Source organism: Bradyrhizobium sp. 2S1, assembly GCF_011516625.5.
Classification (GTDB): Bacteria; Pseudomonadota; Alphaproteobacteria; order Rhizobiales; family Xanthobacteraceae; genus Bradyrhizobium; species Bradyrhizobium septentrionale.
On record NZ_CP147717.1, the window covers coordinates 1,976,361 to 1,991,627 of the forward strand.

General features: G+C 66.0%; 18 protein-coding genes. 6 read left to right on the top strand and 12 right to left on the bottom strand.

Annotation, left to right across the window (positions count from 1 at the left end):
- The 3 genes from HAP54_RS09395 to HAP54_RS09405 all read right to left on the bottom strand — a co-directional run bounded on the left by HAP54_RS09395 (position 1) and on the right by HAP54_RS09405 (position 2,412).
- Positions 1 to 342 carry a hypothetical protein gene (locus HAP54_RS09395; RefSeq protein WP_224741313.1) on the bottom strand — a complete coding sequence of 114 codons (342 nt, stop codon included), beginning with the start codon at positions 340 to 342 and terminating at the stop codon, positions 1 to 3.
- 190 nt (positions 343 to 532) lie between these two features.
- A complete protein-coding gene (locus HAP54_RS09400) occupies positions 533 to 1,189 on the bottom strand; it encodes a response regulator transcription factor (protein ID WP_029083136.1) in 657 nt (218 codons plus the stop codon).
- 152 nt (positions 1,190 to 1,341) lie between these two features.
- Positions 1,342 to 2,412 (bottom strand): sensor histidine kinase, encoded by a 1,071-nt coding sequence (locus tag HAP54_RS09405; RefSeq protein WP_166299517.1) that lies wholly within the window; start codon positions 2,410 to 2,412, stop codon positions 1,342 to 1,344.
- A gap of 136 nt (positions 2,413 to 2,548) precedes the next feature.
- Here HAP54_RS09405 and HAP54_RS09410 point away from each other — a divergent pair, with 136 nt between their 5' ends.
- The gene (locus HAP54_RS09410) at positions 2,549 to 3,118 is read left to right on the top strand and encodes a hypothetical protein (protein ID WP_224741312.1); all 570 of its coding nucleotides are present in this window, start codon (positions 2,549 to 2,551) and stop codon (positions 3,116 to 3,118) included.
- Between the two features lie 46 nt (positions 3,119 to 3,164).
- On the opposite strand, the gene HAP54_RS09415 is transcribed toward HAP54_RS09410, so the two are convergent.
- The 9 genes from HAP54_RS09415 to HAP54_RS09455 form a co-directional block, all read right to left on the bottom strand.
- A complete protein-coding gene (locus HAP54_RS09415) occupies positions 3,165 to 3,512 on the bottom strand; it encodes a RidA family protein (RefSeq protein ID WP_166299519.1) in 348 nt (115 codons plus the stop codon).
- 13 nt (positions 3,513 to 3,525) lie between these two features.
- Entirely contained in the window at positions 3,526 to 4,647 is a 1,122-nt protein-coding gene (locus HAP54_RS09420; RefSeq protein ID WP_166299521.1) for an NAD(P)/FAD-dependent oxidoreductase, read from the bottom strand.
- Positions 4,644 to 6,062 (bottom strand): NAD(P)/FAD-dependent oxidoreductase, encoded by a 1,419-nt coding sequence (locus HAP54_RS09425; RefSeq protein ID WP_166299523.1) that lies wholly within the window; start codon positions 6,060 to 6,062, stop codon positions 4,644 to 4,646. Before HAP54_RS09425 ends, HAP54_RS09420 begins: the two co-directional genes overlap by 4 nt.
- The gene (locus HAP54_RS09430; RefSeq protein ID WP_166299525.1) at positions 6,059 to 6,355 is read right to left on the bottom strand and encodes a (2Fe-2S)-binding protein; all 297 of its coding nucleotides are present in this window, start codon (positions 6,353 to 6,355) and stop codon (positions 6,059 to 6,061) included. Before HAP54_RS09430 ends, HAP54_RS09425 begins: the two co-directional genes overlap by 4 nt.
- An 11-nt stretch (positions 6,356 to 6,366) precedes the next feature.
- Positions 6,367 to 7,494: an NAD(P)/FAD-dependent oxidoreductase gene (locus HAP54_RS09435; protein ID WP_166299527.1), complete on the bottom strand. Its 1,128-nt coding sequence runs from the start codon at positions 7,492 to 7,494 to the stop codon at positions 6,367 to 6,369.
- Positions 7,495 to 7,502: 8 nt separating this feature from the next.
- Positions 7,503 to 8,309: an ABC transporter permease gene (locus HAP54_RS09440; protein ID WP_166299529.1), complete on the bottom strand. Its 807-nt coding sequence runs from the start codon at positions 8,307 to 8,309 to the stop codon at positions 7,503 to 7,505.
- Complete coding sequence (locus HAP54_RS09445) at positions 8,306 to 9,211, bottom strand: ABC transporter permease (RefSeq protein WP_166299531.1); 906 nt, start codon at positions 9,209 to 9,211, stop codon at positions 8,306 to 8,308. The genes HAP54_RS09440 and HAP54_RS09445 overlap by 4 nt, the downstream gene beginning before the upstream one ends.
- Positions 9,208 to 10,251, bottom strand: a complete 1,044-nt coding sequence (locus tag HAP54_RS09450; RefSeq protein ID WP_166299533.1) for an ABC transporter ATP-binding protein — start codon at positions 10,249 to 10,251, stop codon at positions 9,208 to 9,210. Before HAP54_RS09450 ends, HAP54_RS09445 begins: the two co-directional genes overlap by 4 nt.
- Before the next feature lie 69 nt (positions 10,252 to 10,320).
- Positions 10,321 to 11,358 (bottom strand): ABC transporter substrate-binding protein, encoded by a 1,038-nt coding sequence (locus tag HAP54_RS09455; protein WP_166299535.1) that lies wholly within the window; start codon positions 11,356 to 11,358, stop codon positions 10,321 to 10,323.
- Between the two features lie 265 nt (positions 11,359 to 11,623).
- On the opposite strand from HAP54_RS09455, the gene HAP54_RS09460 reads away from it, so the two are divergent.
- The 5 genes from HAP54_RS09460 to HAP54_RS09480 are packed head-to-tail and all read left to right on the top strand — an operon-like array spanning position 11,624 to position 15,259.
- Positions 11,624 to 12,589, top strand: a complete 966-nt coding sequence (locus HAP54_RS09460) for a LysR substrate-binding domain-containing protein (RefSeq protein ID WP_166299537.1) — start codon at positions 11,624 to 11,626, stop codon at positions 12,587 to 12,589.
- Positions 12,590 to 12,634: 45 nt separating this feature from the next.
- Positions 12,635 to 13,087, top strand: coding sequence for a MarR family winged helix-turn-helix transcriptional regulator (locus tag HAP54_RS09465; protein WP_166299539.1), 453 nt, complete (start codon positions 12,635 to 12,637; stop codon positions 13,085 to 13,087).
- A gap of 48 nt (positions 13,088 to 13,135) precedes the next feature.
- Complete coding sequence (locus HAP54_RS09470) at positions 13,136 to 13,711, top strand: isochorismatase family protein (RefSeq protein ID WP_166307625.1); 576 nt, start codon at positions 13,136 to 13,138, stop codon at positions 13,709 to 13,711.
- On the top strand, positions 13,698 to 14,027 hold the full coding sequence (locus tag HAP54_RS09475; RefSeq protein ID WP_166299541.1) for a hypothetical protein: 330 nt from the start codon (positions 13,698 to 13,700) through the stop codon (positions 14,025 to 14,027). The genes HAP54_RS09470 and HAP54_RS09475 overlap by 14 nt, the downstream gene beginning before the upstream one ends.
- On the top strand, positions 14,024 to 15,259 hold the full coding sequence (locus HAP54_RS09480; RefSeq protein WP_166299543.1) for an MFS transporter: 1,236 nt from the start codon (positions 14,024 to 14,026) through the stop codon (positions 15,257 to 15,259). The genes HAP54_RS09475 and HAP54_RS09480 overlap by 4 nt, the downstream gene beginning before the upstream one ends.
- The last annotated feature ends 8 nt before the right edge of the window (positions 15,260 to 15,267 follow it).

Below are 15,267 nucleotides of genomic sequence, written 5' to 3' on the forward strand. Positions count from 1 at the left end.
CTATGTGCCCGAGCGGCCCGATCCCAATCCGCTGATCGCCGCGCCGAGCTGGGTGATGGCCGCGCCGACATCCTTCAGCGAGTCGAGGCGCTTCTGCTCGGTATCCCGCTCGAGGTCGGAGAGCCTCGCCTGCAGGGCGGTGAGCTCGTTGGTGAAGTCCGCCTGCATCTGCTTGAGCTGCGCCTGCATCTCCTCGCGCAGACCCGAGAGGTTGGTCTCGAGCGAGCGTTGCGCGCCGCCGAACAGCAGATCGCGGACCTGATCGATCGCCGCCATGCCATGCCATGCCATGCGCCGCCGGATCCACGCCGTTGCCGGCCGCCGGAGCGTTTGCCAGTCCATCGGTGGTCTGGCGCTCGATACCCTTCATGGTCATTCCCTGCTTACTACTCATGGCCGCGCAATCCGGACGTGCGGTGTCAAAAACCAAATCCGGAACAATCCTATAGCCAATTTTACGGGCGCGGCCCAGAGAAAGGCGAGCAATCTCAGCCGGATCAACCGCGTGGTTGTGCGCTTGAGGCAATTATTTCTAGTAAGTTATTGCCTTTATTGCCAGTTCCGTACGGTTCTTGACCTGGCATTTCTCCAGAATGGTGCTGACATAGTTCTTCACGGTTCCTTCGGCCAAATGCAGCCGCTCGCCGATCTCGGTGTTGCTCTTGCCCTCGACGATCAGCGTGAGAATTTCATTCTCCCGCGCCGTCAGCCCGTCGCGAACCGGCAGCTTCGCCGAGACGCGCGGGCCGCGCAGCCGCTTGAACTCGTCGAGGATGCGCGCGGCGACACTCGGCGACAGCCCGGACTGGCCGTTGATCACGGCGCGGATCGTGCCCGCGATCTCCTCGATCCTGGCGTCCTTCAACAGATACGCCTTGGCGCCTGCGCTGACTGCCTCGAAGATCAGATCGTTGGTCTCGAACGTCGTCAGCACCACGATATGGGTCTGCGGCAGTTCGCGGAGAATCCGCTGGGTCGCGGCGATGCCGTCGACCCGCGGCATCTGCAAATCCATCAGGATGACGTCCGGCCGATAGCGCCGCGCGAATTCGATGGCCTGCTCGCCGTCGGCAGCACCAGGCAGGATCTCGAAATCGTCGTTCTGCTGGGCGAGCAGTGTCGCGATACCTTCCCTGATCAGCGTCTGATCCTCGGCGATCAGCACCCGTACCTTCTCAATCCTGCTCACGGGCTTCCGTCATCCTCTCGAAGGTCTTCTCGCTCCAAAGCGTGATCCGATCGAGTCGGATCATGCTCTTATCCTCTTGTTGGTCGCGTTTACTTTACGCGAACCGGTAGCCACTTTGCTCGAAAAACGCTCTCAATGCGCGGGCCGCGACATCAATCGGCCAGCACGCCGGCAGACGCTGTCGGCGGCGCCGCCACGGGGAGCGAGATTCGGACCAGCGTTCCCTGGCCGGGCGCGCTCTCCACCGCGCAGCTTCCGCCGACAAGTTCAGCAAATTCGGCCATGCCAATCAATCCGAAATGTCCTGGAGTCGGCTCCGCGGGATCGAAGCCGCGGCCGTCATCGCGGATCTCGACGACGAGCTTGCGGCCGACCGCGGCCGGCTCGGCGAAGGCGTGAAAGGAGACGCGGCGCGCCTGCGCATGTGCCTGAACATTGCGCAGCGCCTCGCTGAGTATGCGTTGAACGGTCAGACCGCAGTCGCGCAAGCCGGGCCGTGCCTGCTCGTCGATCTGGATCGAGACCCTGACGCCGCTGCGAGCGGCGAAATCGCTCAGAAGTCCCTCGACATCGGGATCAAGCTTCAGATCGTCGGGCGTGCGCAGGCGATCGATGGCTTCGCGGGCGCGCGAAAGGCCGCTCGCCGCCGCGTCTTCCGCGGTCGCAAGACTGTCGGCCACGCGTGCGGGATCGGCCGACAGATAGTGCCTGATCAGCCGGATCTGGGTCAGCAGCGCCACGATCGAATGCACCAGCGTATCGTGCAGATCGCGCGCCAACCGAAGTCGCGTCCGCGCCAGCGAGGCAAACCGCACCTCGGCGCTCGCCGCCTCGAGCTGCTGCTCCATCAGCCGGCGCGCCCGGCGCTCGCTGCCGAGCAGCGTTTCGACCTGACGGCCCGCGAAATCCGGCATGGCGATGACGAAGTAGTGTGACTGCGCGCCATTCCATCGCACCACCGCCGTTATCGGCTGCGTGATCCCCGGAGAGGCGCCGCGCACACCGGCCAGCGCGATCATGTCCCGCTGGCCCGCGGCCAGCGCCGCCAACTCGGCTTCCATGCCGACCAGCAGCATGCACTCGCAGCAATCGACGCCGATGGCGGGAAGCCATTCGACCAGCCGCCCGATCTTCCGCTGCATGCGCCGGTCGGCAGCGATGACGGCGAGACCGATGACATCGGCTTCTGCGGCCGCAAGCAAATCCGCGCTCAGATCGATCATGCGTTGCCCATCAGCTCAGCGACCGCCCACTCTGGCGTAAGCCGGCAGCGGCCGCAAACGAATATGACTTTCGTCACGACCGATCCTGACTTTCGTCAGATGCCGCTGCCGCTCGAAATGCGGTTGTCTCCCTAGAATGAGCAACGGCGCAATCCATGATGTGCCACATGTCGTCGCCGATGGCGACGCCAGCCGGGCCGCGCCCTTGCAGGGCCGCGCCGATCGACCGGAGCTTGAACTGACAATGAGGGGCGCGCCACGGAAACCGTCGCGCATCGAGCTGCGCATGTTGGCGGAAGCAGAGAAGCCCGCACGGCGCCGGCGCCCGAGTGCCACCCAGAAGGTGGCGTTGCATGAGGCTCTCGCCGGCCGCCTGCAGCTCTATCCGCGCGGATATGCCGCGCGCAAGACCGGGCCGTTCCACTCGCGGCGTGCCATTCTCGGACTGGTGCGCGCCGGCCTGATGAGCCTCAGCGCAACGGCGCGTTATGCGGCCGTGACCAAGCGCGCGGGAAATTTATGCAGCTCCGACGGCGGACGGCGTGGTCCAGGGCGCGATGAGTTCAGATTGACCTCTCATCGCGCCCTGGGCTCCTGTCTGCGCATGATCTCCGCGCAAACGCGTTCCGCGTTTGTCGCGAGGGAAAACCGCCATGCACTTTGCGCTAACGCGGCCCGTCGCGTCCGGATCATGCTTCTTGTTTGAGCATGATCCGTTCGGAAAACCGCTACGCACTCTTCCGGATCATGCTTTAGCCCTTGAGCGCGGTCACCACCACCTCGATCAACGCGCCGCCGCCGAGATCGGCCACACCGACCGTTGCCCGCGCCGGCAGATTGTCGCCGAAGAACTCGGTCCAGACCGCGTCCATCTCCTTTTTCTTCGACAGGTCGGTCACGAAGATCGAGGCGCTGACAATGCGCGAGGGGTCCGTTCCGGCCTGCTTCAGATAGCCCGAAATCTTACCGAGGATGTTGCGGGTCTGCTCGCCCATCGCGACGCTGGTGTCGTCGGCGATGGTGCCGCCGACAAATACGAAGCCGTTGGCTTCGACGGCGCGATGCATGATCGGCGTGCGGATGCTGCGGGTGATGGTCATGATGTCCTCGTCTTCAGGGTTGGGAAGTCTGGAAGCGCTCGATGCCGAGATCGCCGATCCGGGTCTGGGTGCCGCCATTGGCGATCAACTCGGCCATCACGGCGCCGGCGGCGGGTCCGAGTTGAAAGCCATGCAGCGAAAAACCGAACTGGTGATAGAGCCCCTTGTGGCGGGCACTTGGTCCCAGCACAGGCAGCTCGTCCCTGGTGCGCGCCTCGATGCCGGCCCAGGCGCGCATGATGGTCGCGGCGCGCATCACCGGAAACAGCTCGAACACGGTGCGCGCACTCACCGCGAGGCTGTGCCAATCGAGCACCGTCTCGTTGCGGTCCTGATCCGGTGTTGCCAGATGGCCGCCACCTATCAGCACCGTGCCATTGGCGAATTGCTTGAACGACAGCTTGCGGCCGCGCAGGATCACGACGGGATCAATGAAGTGCGGCACGCGCGAGGTGATCATCAGCATCGGCGCCACCGTCTCGACCGGAACCGGCTCACCGAGGCTGGCGGCGATCCGCCCGGCCCACGCGCCGGCGGCGTTGACCAGCACCGGCGCGGCGTAGCTGTCGGCGCCGACATCGACATGCCAGAGCCCGTCATGCTGGCGGATATTGCTGGCCGCGATGCCCTCGCGCACGGTCGCTCCGAGCATCGCGGCCTTGCGCCGAAACGCCGTGGTGGTCTGCGCCGGATTGGCCGCGCCATCGCGCCGCGAGACCACGCCGCCGGGACAGCTGTCGGCCACGGCGGGCACCAGCCGCCGCAGCTCCGTTGCGTCGATCAGCTCCTCATGGGTGAAGCCGAGCGCGTTCAGCTCAGCGACCCGCGCGCGGCAGGTTTCCAGCTCCGCGGCGTTCTCGGCGACAAGCACCTGGCCATGGCTCTCGAAGCTGCAATCGTCGTCGACCAGCTGCGCGATCCGCTCCCAGATGTCCATCGAGCGAATCGACAGCGGAATCTCTGCGACATGCCGTGCGAGTTGCCGGACCCCGCCGGCGTTGACGCCGGAGGCGTGGCGTCCCGCATAGTCCTTCTCGATCAGCACCGGCTTCATGCCGGCCAGGCACATGTGAAGCGCGGTCGAGCATCCGTGGATGCCGCCACCCACGATGATGGCATCCGCAAGCTTCGTCATCCGCGCACCACGGCTTTGACGTCGGCCTCGGTCCGCGGCATGGCGGCGAGCTCCGCCAAGGTGATCGGTTTCACCGGCGCGCGCAGCCGGTAGTAGCCGATCTCCTGCGGGCTCTTGCCGCGCGCCTGCGCCATCAGCTCGGTGACGGTGAGACCGCAGAGACGCCCCTGGCACGGGCCCATGCCGGTGCGCCGATAGGCCTTGAGCTGGTTCGGACCGGTCGCACCGATGGCGACGGCATCGAGAATGTCCTTGGCCGTCACCTCCTCGCAGCGGCAGACGATCGTGTCCGCCGACGGTATCCGGAACTGCGGCGCCGGACGGAACAGCACGTCGAGAAAGGCGCGGCCGCGCTCGGCCTGGGCCAGCGCCGTCTTGAGCACATTGTCGGCAGCGAGTTTGGCAACGGAGGCAGGCGCCAGCGCCTCGACCGCGGCGCGCGCGGCGATGCGGCCACGCGCCACCGCAACGGTGGCGCCGCCGATGCCGGCGCCGTCGCCCGCGATAGCGATGCCTTCGACCGACGTGTTGGCGTCGGCATCGAGCACCGGCGACCAGCAGAGCTGGCGGTCATCCCAGCGATGCTCGATCCCCGCCGCCATCGCCAGATTGACGTTCGGCACGACGCCCTGATGCAGCAGCAGCAGCTCCGCCGGAATGGTCTCACGCCGCCCGCCGGCAACGTAGCTCACGCTGGCAAGCTGGCCCTCACCGGAAGCGGCGAGTTCGCTGACGCCGGTGACGACGGGGACCTTCGCCTTCACCTCGCGCATCATCGCAAGCCCCTTGGCGAAATAGGGCGACATCAGGAATCCCAAGGCGTGAGGCAGAGCCGCAAAGTAGTTCCTGCGCTCCGTCGTATCGAGAATGCGATCGATCCGGCCGCCGAGGCGCAGGATCTGGGCCGCCAGCAGCCACAGCAGCGGCCCCTGGCCCGCGATCACGGTCGGGCCATCAGGCACCAGGCCCGACGATTTCAACATCGTCTGGGCGGCGCCCGCGGTCATCACGCCCGGCAGCGTCCAGCCGGGAATTGGAAATGGTCGCTCCAGCGCGCCGGTCGCGAGAATCACCCGCCGCGCCTTGATGAAGCACGACGTGCCGCCGACCGAGACGCCGATCTCGAGCTGACGATCGAGGCTCCAGACCGTCGCGCGGTGAATAATCTCGGCACCGCTCGACTGCAGTTCCGCGACGAGATCGGCACCTGCCCAATAGTCGGCGCCCAGTTGCTCGGGCGCCATCACCGGCGTCGACGCGATGCTGCGCCAGACCTGGCCTCCGGGGCCCGGATTCTCGTCGAGCAGCAGTGTCGACAGGCCGGCCCCGGCCGCCGTCGCGGCCGCGGCAAGCCCCGCGGGGCCCGCTCCAATCACCACGACGTCATAATTGTCTAGACGCGGCGTCGTGGTCATCGGCCGATCTCCCTCTTGCCCTTCTGGATTTCGATCTGCGTGCCTTCACTGACCGGCACCAGGCAGCCCTGGCGGTTGCCGACGCCATCGATGGTGACGAGGCAGTCGAAACAGACGCCCATCATGCAATAGGGCAATCGCGGCGCACCGCTGACTGCGGTGGCGCGGCGCACGTCGCGGCCAGAGGCCAGCAGCGCCGCGGAAACCGTGTCCCCGGCGCGCGCCTCGATGGCGGCGCCATCGACAAAGATCTGCACGCTCGGCCGTTTGTCTTGATCGGATCGTTTGAACATTGGATGCCTCTTCAGTGCTGGCCTGCGCGCGGCGCGCCAAAGCGGCGGGCCGAGAACGCACCCACCAGATCCGGCGCGAGCGCACCGTCGGCGACCATCCGCGCGACGTCGAAGGCGTGGTTGGATGCCAGCGTCACGCCGGAATGGCAGCAGGCGACGAATGCGCCGGGCGCGCTCTCCGACTGGTCGTAGATCGGAAAGCCGTCCTGCGTCATCACGCGGATGCCGGCCCAGGTGCGTATGACATTGAGGCGCGCGAGATGCGGAAACATGCGCTGCGCGCGATCCGCCATCACCGCGCTCACCGCGTGATTGACCGCGCGATCATCGAGCTGCTCTTCCCGGCTGTCGCCGATCATCACAGTGCCTTCGTCGGTCTGGCGCACGGTGGTCAGCGGGTGCGGCAGGAACGGCACGGTGCGCTCGGTGACGACGATCTGCCCGCGCGTCGGCTCCATCGGCGCATCGAGGCCAACCATCGGCGCCAGATTCTGGTTGGCATTGCCGGCCGCGAGCACGATTTTGGCCGCGCGGACTTCGCCCTGCGGCGTCGCGAGCCTGAATTCGCCGCCCTCGCGGACGATCGCGGACACCGGCCGCGCCGGCAGATAGTCGACGCCGAACAGTTTCATGCCGGTATGAAAGGCGCGGAACGTACGCAGCGAATTCACATGGCCGTCGAGCGGACAGAAGCTGCCGCCCGAGACGTCGGGGCCGATCAGCGGCAGCATCTTCTTAACGGCGGACGCCGACAGCATCTCCATCCTGTAGTCGGCCGCGCCGACCTGGTTGTGCATGCGCGTGACGAGCTGGCCGCGCTGCGCGAACTCGTCCTCGCCGAGCGTCAGATGAAATCCGCCATTCTGCTGCAAGGCGACGTCGAGGCCGGTCTGGTCCTTCAATTCGGCCGCAAGCCTGCCCCACGCTTCCGATGCCCGCACCGTCCAGCCGGTATAGGCCGGCATGCCGAGCCCCTTGCTCTGCACCCAGACCAGCGCAAAATTGGCGCGCGAGGCGCGCTTGGCGATATCACCTTCGTCGAGCACAGCCACCGTCTTGCCGAGCCGGCCCAACCCCCAGGCAATTGCGGAGCCGAGCAGGCCGCCGCCGACGACAGCGACGTCATAATCCTTGTGCATGGGTTCTCCTATCGCCCCGGATCGCTCTTGCCGGCGAGCACGCGGTCGAGCCCGTAGAAGCGGTCAAGCAGGATCAGCGCCGTCATGGTGATCGCGATCACGCTCGCGGATACCGACGTCACCAGCGGATCGATGTTGTCCTGGATGTAGAGGAACATGCGGACCGGCAGCGTCTCGGTGCCCGGCGCCGCCAGGAACACGGTCATGGTCAAATCGTCGAACGACTGGATGAAGGCCAGCGCCCAGCCGCTGATCACGCCGGGCAGGATCAACGGCAGGGTGACGCGGCGAAACAGCGTCCAGCCGGCGGCGCCGAGCGAGACCGCCGCCATCTCGATCGAGCGGTCCATGCCGGTCGCCGCGGCCAATGTCAGGCGCAGCGCGAACGGAAACACCACGATCACATGGGCAACCAGCAGCGCCGCAAAACTTCCGCCCATGCCGATCGAGGTGAAGAAGCGCAGGAAGGCGATGCCGAGCACCACATGCGGGATCATCAGCGGCGACAGGAACAGCGCCACCAGCGCATCGCGGCCACGAAACCGGTAGCGTGCAATCGCCAGCGCCACCGGCACCGCGAACAACAGCGCGACGAAGGAGGACAGCATGCCGAGCCCGAGGCTGACCCAGAAAGCGTGCACGAATTCCGGATAGTTCGCGATCGCCCTGAACCAGCGCAGCGAGAAGCCGTTGGTCGGCAGCGACAGAAAACCCTCGGGCGTGAAGGCGACCAGGCAGACCACGACGATCGGCGCCAGCATGATCACAACGAAAATGGTGTGGAAGGCGAGCGCCAGCGGGCCGTTGGTTCTCATCGGAACACCTCGGCATAGCGCCGCTCGATCAGCGCGTTGCTGCCGACGACGATCAGCGCCAGTGCCACCAGCAGCAGCACCGCGACCGCAGCACCAAGCGGCCAGTTCAGCGTGTTGAGGAATTCGTCATAGGCCAGCGTCGCCGCGACCTTGAGCCTGCGGCCGCCGATGATCGCAGGCGTGGCGAATGCGCTGGCCGACAGCGAGAACACGATGATCGCGCCCGACAGCACGCCGGGGATGATCTGCGGCAGGATGATGCGGCGGACGATGGTGAAGGCGCCGGCGCCGAGCGACATCGCGGCATTCTCGATCTGCGGGTCGACGCGCTGCAGCGCCACCCAGACCGAGAGCACCATGAACGGCATCATGACATGGGCAAGTGCTATGACGACGCCGGTTTCGGTGAACATGAAGGGCAGCGGCGCGTTGATCAGCCCGAGCGACATTAGCAGCTTGTTGACGAGCCCATTGTTGCCGCCGAACAGCAGCGCCCAGCCGAGCGTGCGCGCCACCACCGAGATCAGCAGGGGGCCGAGGATCAGCAGCATGAAGAAGCCCTTCCAGCGTCCGCTCATGCGGTTGAGGATGTAGGCCTCCGGCGCGCCGAGCACGGCGGTGATCACCGTTGCCAGCAACGCGATCCGGAACGTCCGCCAGAACATCTCCGCGTAGTAGGGATCGCTCACGATCTCGCGCCAGTTCTTCAGGATGAAGACCGGCTCGATGCCCTTGTATTGGCCCCAGTCGTGAAACGAGAGCATCACGGTCATGGCGAGCGGGATCACCAGCACGCCGACGAACAGCAGCAGCGCGGGCGCGGACAAGAGCCACGGCGCGCTTGTTGAACTCTGGCCGGACGATGCCGCGACGGCTCGCGGCGCGGTGTCGACGGCGCTCATGCGACGCCTCCAATCGGACGCACGCTCATGTCCTCCGGCCGCCACGCCAGGCGAACCGCCTCGCCCTCGGCCGGCTGCGGCTTGCCGTCGTTCTGACGGACCACCAGCGCGGGCCCGCATTCGGTCTCGCACTGGAACAGCCAGTGATTGCCCTGGAAAATCCGGGTGACGATTTTGGCGGCGAGCCCGGCGTCGGCAAAGCTGATGCGCTCGGGGCGAAGGCTGATCGTCACCGGGCCGGCTACAGCCGCCGGTGCCGGCGCGTGCCAGGAGCCGGCAACCAGCCGCGCCGGCGTCGCCGTCCGGTCGACGGTCGCGGCAAAATCATTGGTCTTGCCGAGAAACTGCGAGACGAAGGCCGACGCCGGCCGCTCATAGGTCTCCTGCGGCGTGCCGATCTGCTCGATGCGGCCCTGGCTCATGACCACGATGCGATCCGACAGCGACATCGCTTCGTTCTGATCGTGCGTGACAAGGATCGTGGTGGTGCCCAGCGTCCGCTGGATCTGGCGCAGCTCGATCTGCATCTCCTCGCGCAGCTTGGCGTCGAGGTTCGACAGCGGTTCGTCGAGCAGCAGCACGCTCGGCTGGATGACAAGCGCCCGGGCCAACGCCACGCGCTGCTGCTGGCCGCCCGACATCCGCCGCGGATAACGCTCCTCAAAGCCCGCAAGCCCGACCATCGCGAGCGCAGCGGTCACGCGCTCGGCGCGCTGGCTCCGCGGCACCCGCCGCATCTCGAGCCCGAAGGCGACGTTCTCGGCCACGGTCATGTGCGGAAACAGCGCATAGCTTTGAAACACCACGCCGAGGCCGCGCCTTGCCGGATGCACCGCGGTGAGATCACGCCCCTCGAGGCGGATCGCGCCCCGCGACGGCTCGAGGAAGCCCGCGATCATCTGCAGCGTCGTGGTCTTTCCGCATCCGGACGGACCGAGAAACGAGATGAACTCGCCCTTGCGGACCGCGAGGCTGAAATCGTCGACGACGGTCTTCGAATCGAACTGTTTTGCGACGTGCTCGAGTTCGAGAAAGGACATCGATGTGCTTTCCGGATATTGAAGGAGCCGGGATTGATGGCGCGGGTGGGAGGCGGCCCTCGCGAGAGCTCAGCGCTCGACTTCGCGATTCCAGCGCTTGGTCCAGTCCTCGCGCTTCTCGTTGATCGCCGTCCAGTCGGGATTGTAGAGCTTCGCCGCGCGCTCGCCGATCGGCGCCATCTTGCCGAGCCCCTCCGGGATCACCAGCGATTTCAGCACCGGCCCGTAGCCATATTCCTTCAGCAGCACGAGCTGGATCTTCGGATCAAGCAGCATCTTGATGAAGGCGCCGGCGAGCGGCGACGCGTTCGGCTTGGCGATCGGGCACGCGGTCGTGAGCAGCGTAGCGGCACCTTCCTTCGGGTAGACGAAGTCGACGGGGAAACCGGTGCTGGCAAAACTCTGCACGCGGCCGGTGCCCCATACCGCGAGCACCGCCTGGCCGGACTGGAACAGCTCGGTCATCTTGCCCGGCGACGGCTCATAGACGAGCACGTTCGGATTGATGTCGTTCTTGAAGATCTTGAAGCCGGCATCGACATTGGCTTCGCTGCCGCCGTTCATCCGCGCCAGCATCAGCAGCGCTTCCAGGCCGTAGGTGTTGTTGATCGGCGGAATGACGAGCTGCTGCCGGTATTTTGGATCCTTCAGATCGTTCCAGGACGTCGGCGGCGCCCAGCCCTTCTCGGCAAACACCTTGGTGTTGTACATCAGGCCGGTCACGACGATGCCGATCGCAACCGCGCGATCGTCCTTGAAGCGCGCCGTGTCATAGAGATCGACGTTGGAAAGACCATCGAGCTTGCCGCAGAAGCCAAGCTGGATCGCCTGGTACATCGGACCGTCGTCGACGATCGCCACATCGATCTGCTGGTTGCCCTTCTGGGCCTGCAGCTTGGCGAGCGTGTCGGTCGAGTTGCCGGCGACATATTGAACCTTGACGCCGTTGGCCTGCTCGAACGCGGGGATCACCTCGTCGCGCATCGTCTTCTCGTACGAGCCGCCGTATCCCGCGACGTAGAGCGTCGTCGACTGGGCCGAAGCCTGCGACGACACCGAGATCAGCGCCGCGAGGCTGGCTGCGCACAGAAGGCGAAGAGTCTTCATCGTCCAAGCTCCCATTTCGCTTCGCAGCGGCGTCCCGGCAGTCGATGACCGGGAGGCCGGCGCGTGTGGTTGGCCCTGCGCCCGTTCAAAGCTCGATCGAGCAATAAAACGGTATCTAGAAACCGTCTACCTCCTTCAGCCATTCCAATCTGCTGAAAAAACATGCGGTATCCGGACTTGATGAAAAAGATCGCAGCCCTCGCTTTCGCCGTCCAATGAATAATGGCAGGCTCCATATGCCGAAATATTATGAAGGACGAACAAGTTGGCGCGGATCAATCCACGGCAGGTCGAGGCCTTCAGGGCCATGATGCTGACCGGCAGCGTGACCGAGGCGGCCAAGCTGATGGCCGTGACCCAGCCGGCGGTGAGCCGATTGCTCCGCGATTTCCAGGCGCTGCTGAAGATGGAGTTGTTCGAGCGGCGTGGCAGCGGGCTGGTGCCGAGCACGGCGGCCACGGCACTTTATATGGAGGTCGAACGCTCCTTCGTCGGCCTCGAGCGCATCACCGCGGCCGCCGAAGAGATCCGCAGCCGCCGCACCGGCACGCTGCGCATTGCCGCGCTGCCTGCGCTGTCCAACGGCTTCCTGCCGCGGCTCACCGGACATTTCCTGAAAGAGCGGCCCAATTTCAACCTCGCCTTCTTCGGCGTGATCTCGCCGATCGTGATCGACTGGGTGCTGAACAATCAATGCGACATCGGCTTTGCCGAGGCCCCGATCGCGCATTCCGGCCTGCCATGCGTGCGGATGCCCGCGCTGCCGCGCGTCGCCATTCTTCCCGCCGGCCACCGGCTCGCCAGCAAGGCCACGCTCGAGCCGGGCGATTTCGAGGACGAGACGTTCATCTCGCTGTCGGCGGGCTCGACTGGCCGGCACCTGATCGACCAGGCCTTCAGCCGCCACGATGTCCGCCGGATCCTGCGCGTCGAAACGATGCTGTCAGAGATCATGTGCGGGCTGGTCTCGTCCGGCCTTGGCGTTGCGCTCTGCGATCCGTTCACGGCGCGGGAGTTCGAGAGCCGCGGCGTCGTGGCGCGCCGCTTCCTGCCGCGGATCGATTTCGAATTCGCCGCGGTGTTTCCACCGCAACGGCGCCCCTCGCCCGTCGCGCTCGAACTGGTGGAAACCCTGCGGCAAGCGCTCGTGGCGCTGGATGAGGAAACCGCCGGTCCGGAGCATCACGCCGAGCGGCGGAGCGCCGATCACCTAATTATGAAGTCTAGCTGATAAGTTAATCTTACAGTTTACCTTCATATCGGTTAATCAGCCGACATGAATAGTTCACCCGCCCGCGCCGGCTCAGCGCGCACCTCCGCGCTTGCCGAAGACCTTCGTTTGCTGATTGGAACGCTAAAGCGCCGGCTTCGCGAGCAGGGCCAGCGCGAGGATCTCCCGCCGTCCCAGGTTGCGGTCCTGCTGCGCCTGGAAAAGGACGGCCCCGCAACCGTATCCAGCCTGGCGCGGTCGGAGGGAATGCGTCCGCAGTCGATGAGCTCGGCGATCGCAGCGCTCGAGGCCGCCGGCCTGGTCCGCGGCGCGTCCGATCCTGATGACGGAAGGCAGACCATCATGTCGCTCACCGACACCTGCCGCGAGCGGCTGCGCACCGGCCGCGCGGCGCGGCAGGACTGGCTCTCGCGCACCATCGCCGCGCGGCTGACGCCGCGGGAGCAGGAAGAACTCGCCTCAGCCGTCGGCCTGCTGAAGCGGCTGGTCAACGATTGATGCGGCCGCGCCGATCGCGCGAAACATCCGCTGGACAAGGAAACGATGATGGCTCTGACGACGCTCGATCCGGTCACCGCCCTCATCGTCGTCGATCTGCAACGCGGGCTGGTCGGCTCGCCCTTCATGCATCCGTTCGCAGACGTCGTGGCGCGGACCTGCGCGCTCATCAGCGCATTCCGGCAGCGCGGACTGCCGGTCGTGCTGGTCAAAGTTGACGGCGTTGCGCCAGGACGCACCGAGCGGCCGCGCTATGGTGGACATTTTCCCGATGGCTGGACCGACCTGATCCCGGAGCTCGAGCGGCAGCCGGACGACATTGTCGTGACCAAGCGGACATGGGGCGCGTTTGCGAGCACCGATCTCGAGAACCAGCTGAGAGCCCGCGGCGTCACGCAAGTCGTGATCGCCGGCGTCGCGACCGGCACCGGCGTCGAATCCACCGCGCGGCAAGCCTATGAGGCGGGCTTCAACGTCACGCTGGCGACCGACGCCATGACCGATGTGCGGCCGAACGCGCATGCCTACAGCGTCGAACACGTGTTCCCGCGGCTCGGCGAAGCCGGCTCGACGCAGGCGATCATCGACCTCCTTGAAAGGACCAACGCGCATGAACTGGCTTGACCTCGTCGCCTACTTCTTTGGCGGCGCCTTCCTCACCAACGCCATCCCCCACGTCGTCGCCGGTATGATGGGCGAACCGTTCCAGAGCCCGTTCGCGAAACCGCCGGGCGAAGGCCTGTCGTCATCATCAGTCAACATCGTGTGGGGCTTCTTCAACCTCGCCGTCGGATATCTCTTGGTCTGCCGCGTCGGCGACTTCGGCCTGAGGACCACCAGCGACGTCGCGGCGCTCGGCCTCGGCGGCCTCCTGATCGGAATGTTGCTGGCGCGGCGGTTCGGACGGTTTCACGGCGGCAATGAACCGCAGCGAACATGAGACGCGTCTTTCGATCGCTGGCGAGCTTCAACTACCGGGTCTGGGCGGCCGGCGCGCTGGTGTCCAACATCGGCACCTGGATGCAGCGCGCCGCCCAGGACTGGCTCGTCCTCACCCAGCTCACACAGCATAGCGCATCCGCCGTCGGCATCGTGATGGCGCTGCAGTTCGGACCGCAGCTGCTGCTGATGCCGTGGACCGGTTATGCCGCCGATCATTTCAACCAGCGCAAGCTGCTGATGGCGACGCAGGCGACGATGGGGGCGCTCGCGCTGGTGCTCGGGATTCTTACCGTCACCGGACTGGTGCAGCTCTGGCACGTCTATGTGTTCGCCTTCCTGTTCGGCTGTGCCGCCGCACTCGATGCCCCGGTGCGCCAGACCTTCGTGGCCGAGCTGGTCAGCGACACCAACCTGTCGAATGCGATCGCGCTGAACTCGACCTCGTTCAACGCCGCGCGCATGATCGGCCCCGCCGTCGCCGGCCTCATCATCGCCTCGGTCGGCACCGGCTGGGCGTTCCTGTTCAACGGTGCATCGTTCCTGGCGGTGCTGACGTCGCTGACCCTGCTGCGCACCTCCGAGCTGCGCCCGAACGCCCGCGCCCATCGCACCAAGGGCAGCGTCATGCAGGGCTTCCACTATGTGTGGTCGCGCCCCGATCTCCGGGCGACGCTGATCATGCTGTTCCTGATCGGCACCTTCGGACTGAACTTCCCGATCTTCATCTCGACCATGGCGGTCGGCGTGTTCCACACCGATGCCCGCGGCTTTGGCCTGCTGTCGTCGATAATGGCGCTCGGAACCATGTCGGGTGCGCTGCTGGCCGCAAGCCGCGACCAGCCGCGCTTCGCCTCGCTCATGCTGGGATCAGCGATCTTTGGGCTGGGCTGTACGCTGGCGGCATTGGCGCCGAGCTATTGGCTGTTTGCCGCGGCGCTGGTCGTGATCGGCGTCGCCGCGCTGACCGTCACCAACACCTCGAACGCGCTGATGCAGCTTTCGACCGAGCCCGCGATGCGCGGACGCGTGATGGCGCTGCGGCTCGGCGTCGCGCTCGGCGGCACGCCGATCGGCGCACCGATCGTCGGCTGGGTTGCCGATCACCTCGGCCCGCGCTGGGCGCTCGGGGTCGGCGCCGCCGCCGGCTTTGCCGCCGCGATCGTCGCCATTGCTTTCCTGTCGCAACGGGATGTCGAAGCAAGCCAACTGCCGCCCGCGGTGAAGCGGTAAGCAGTTCG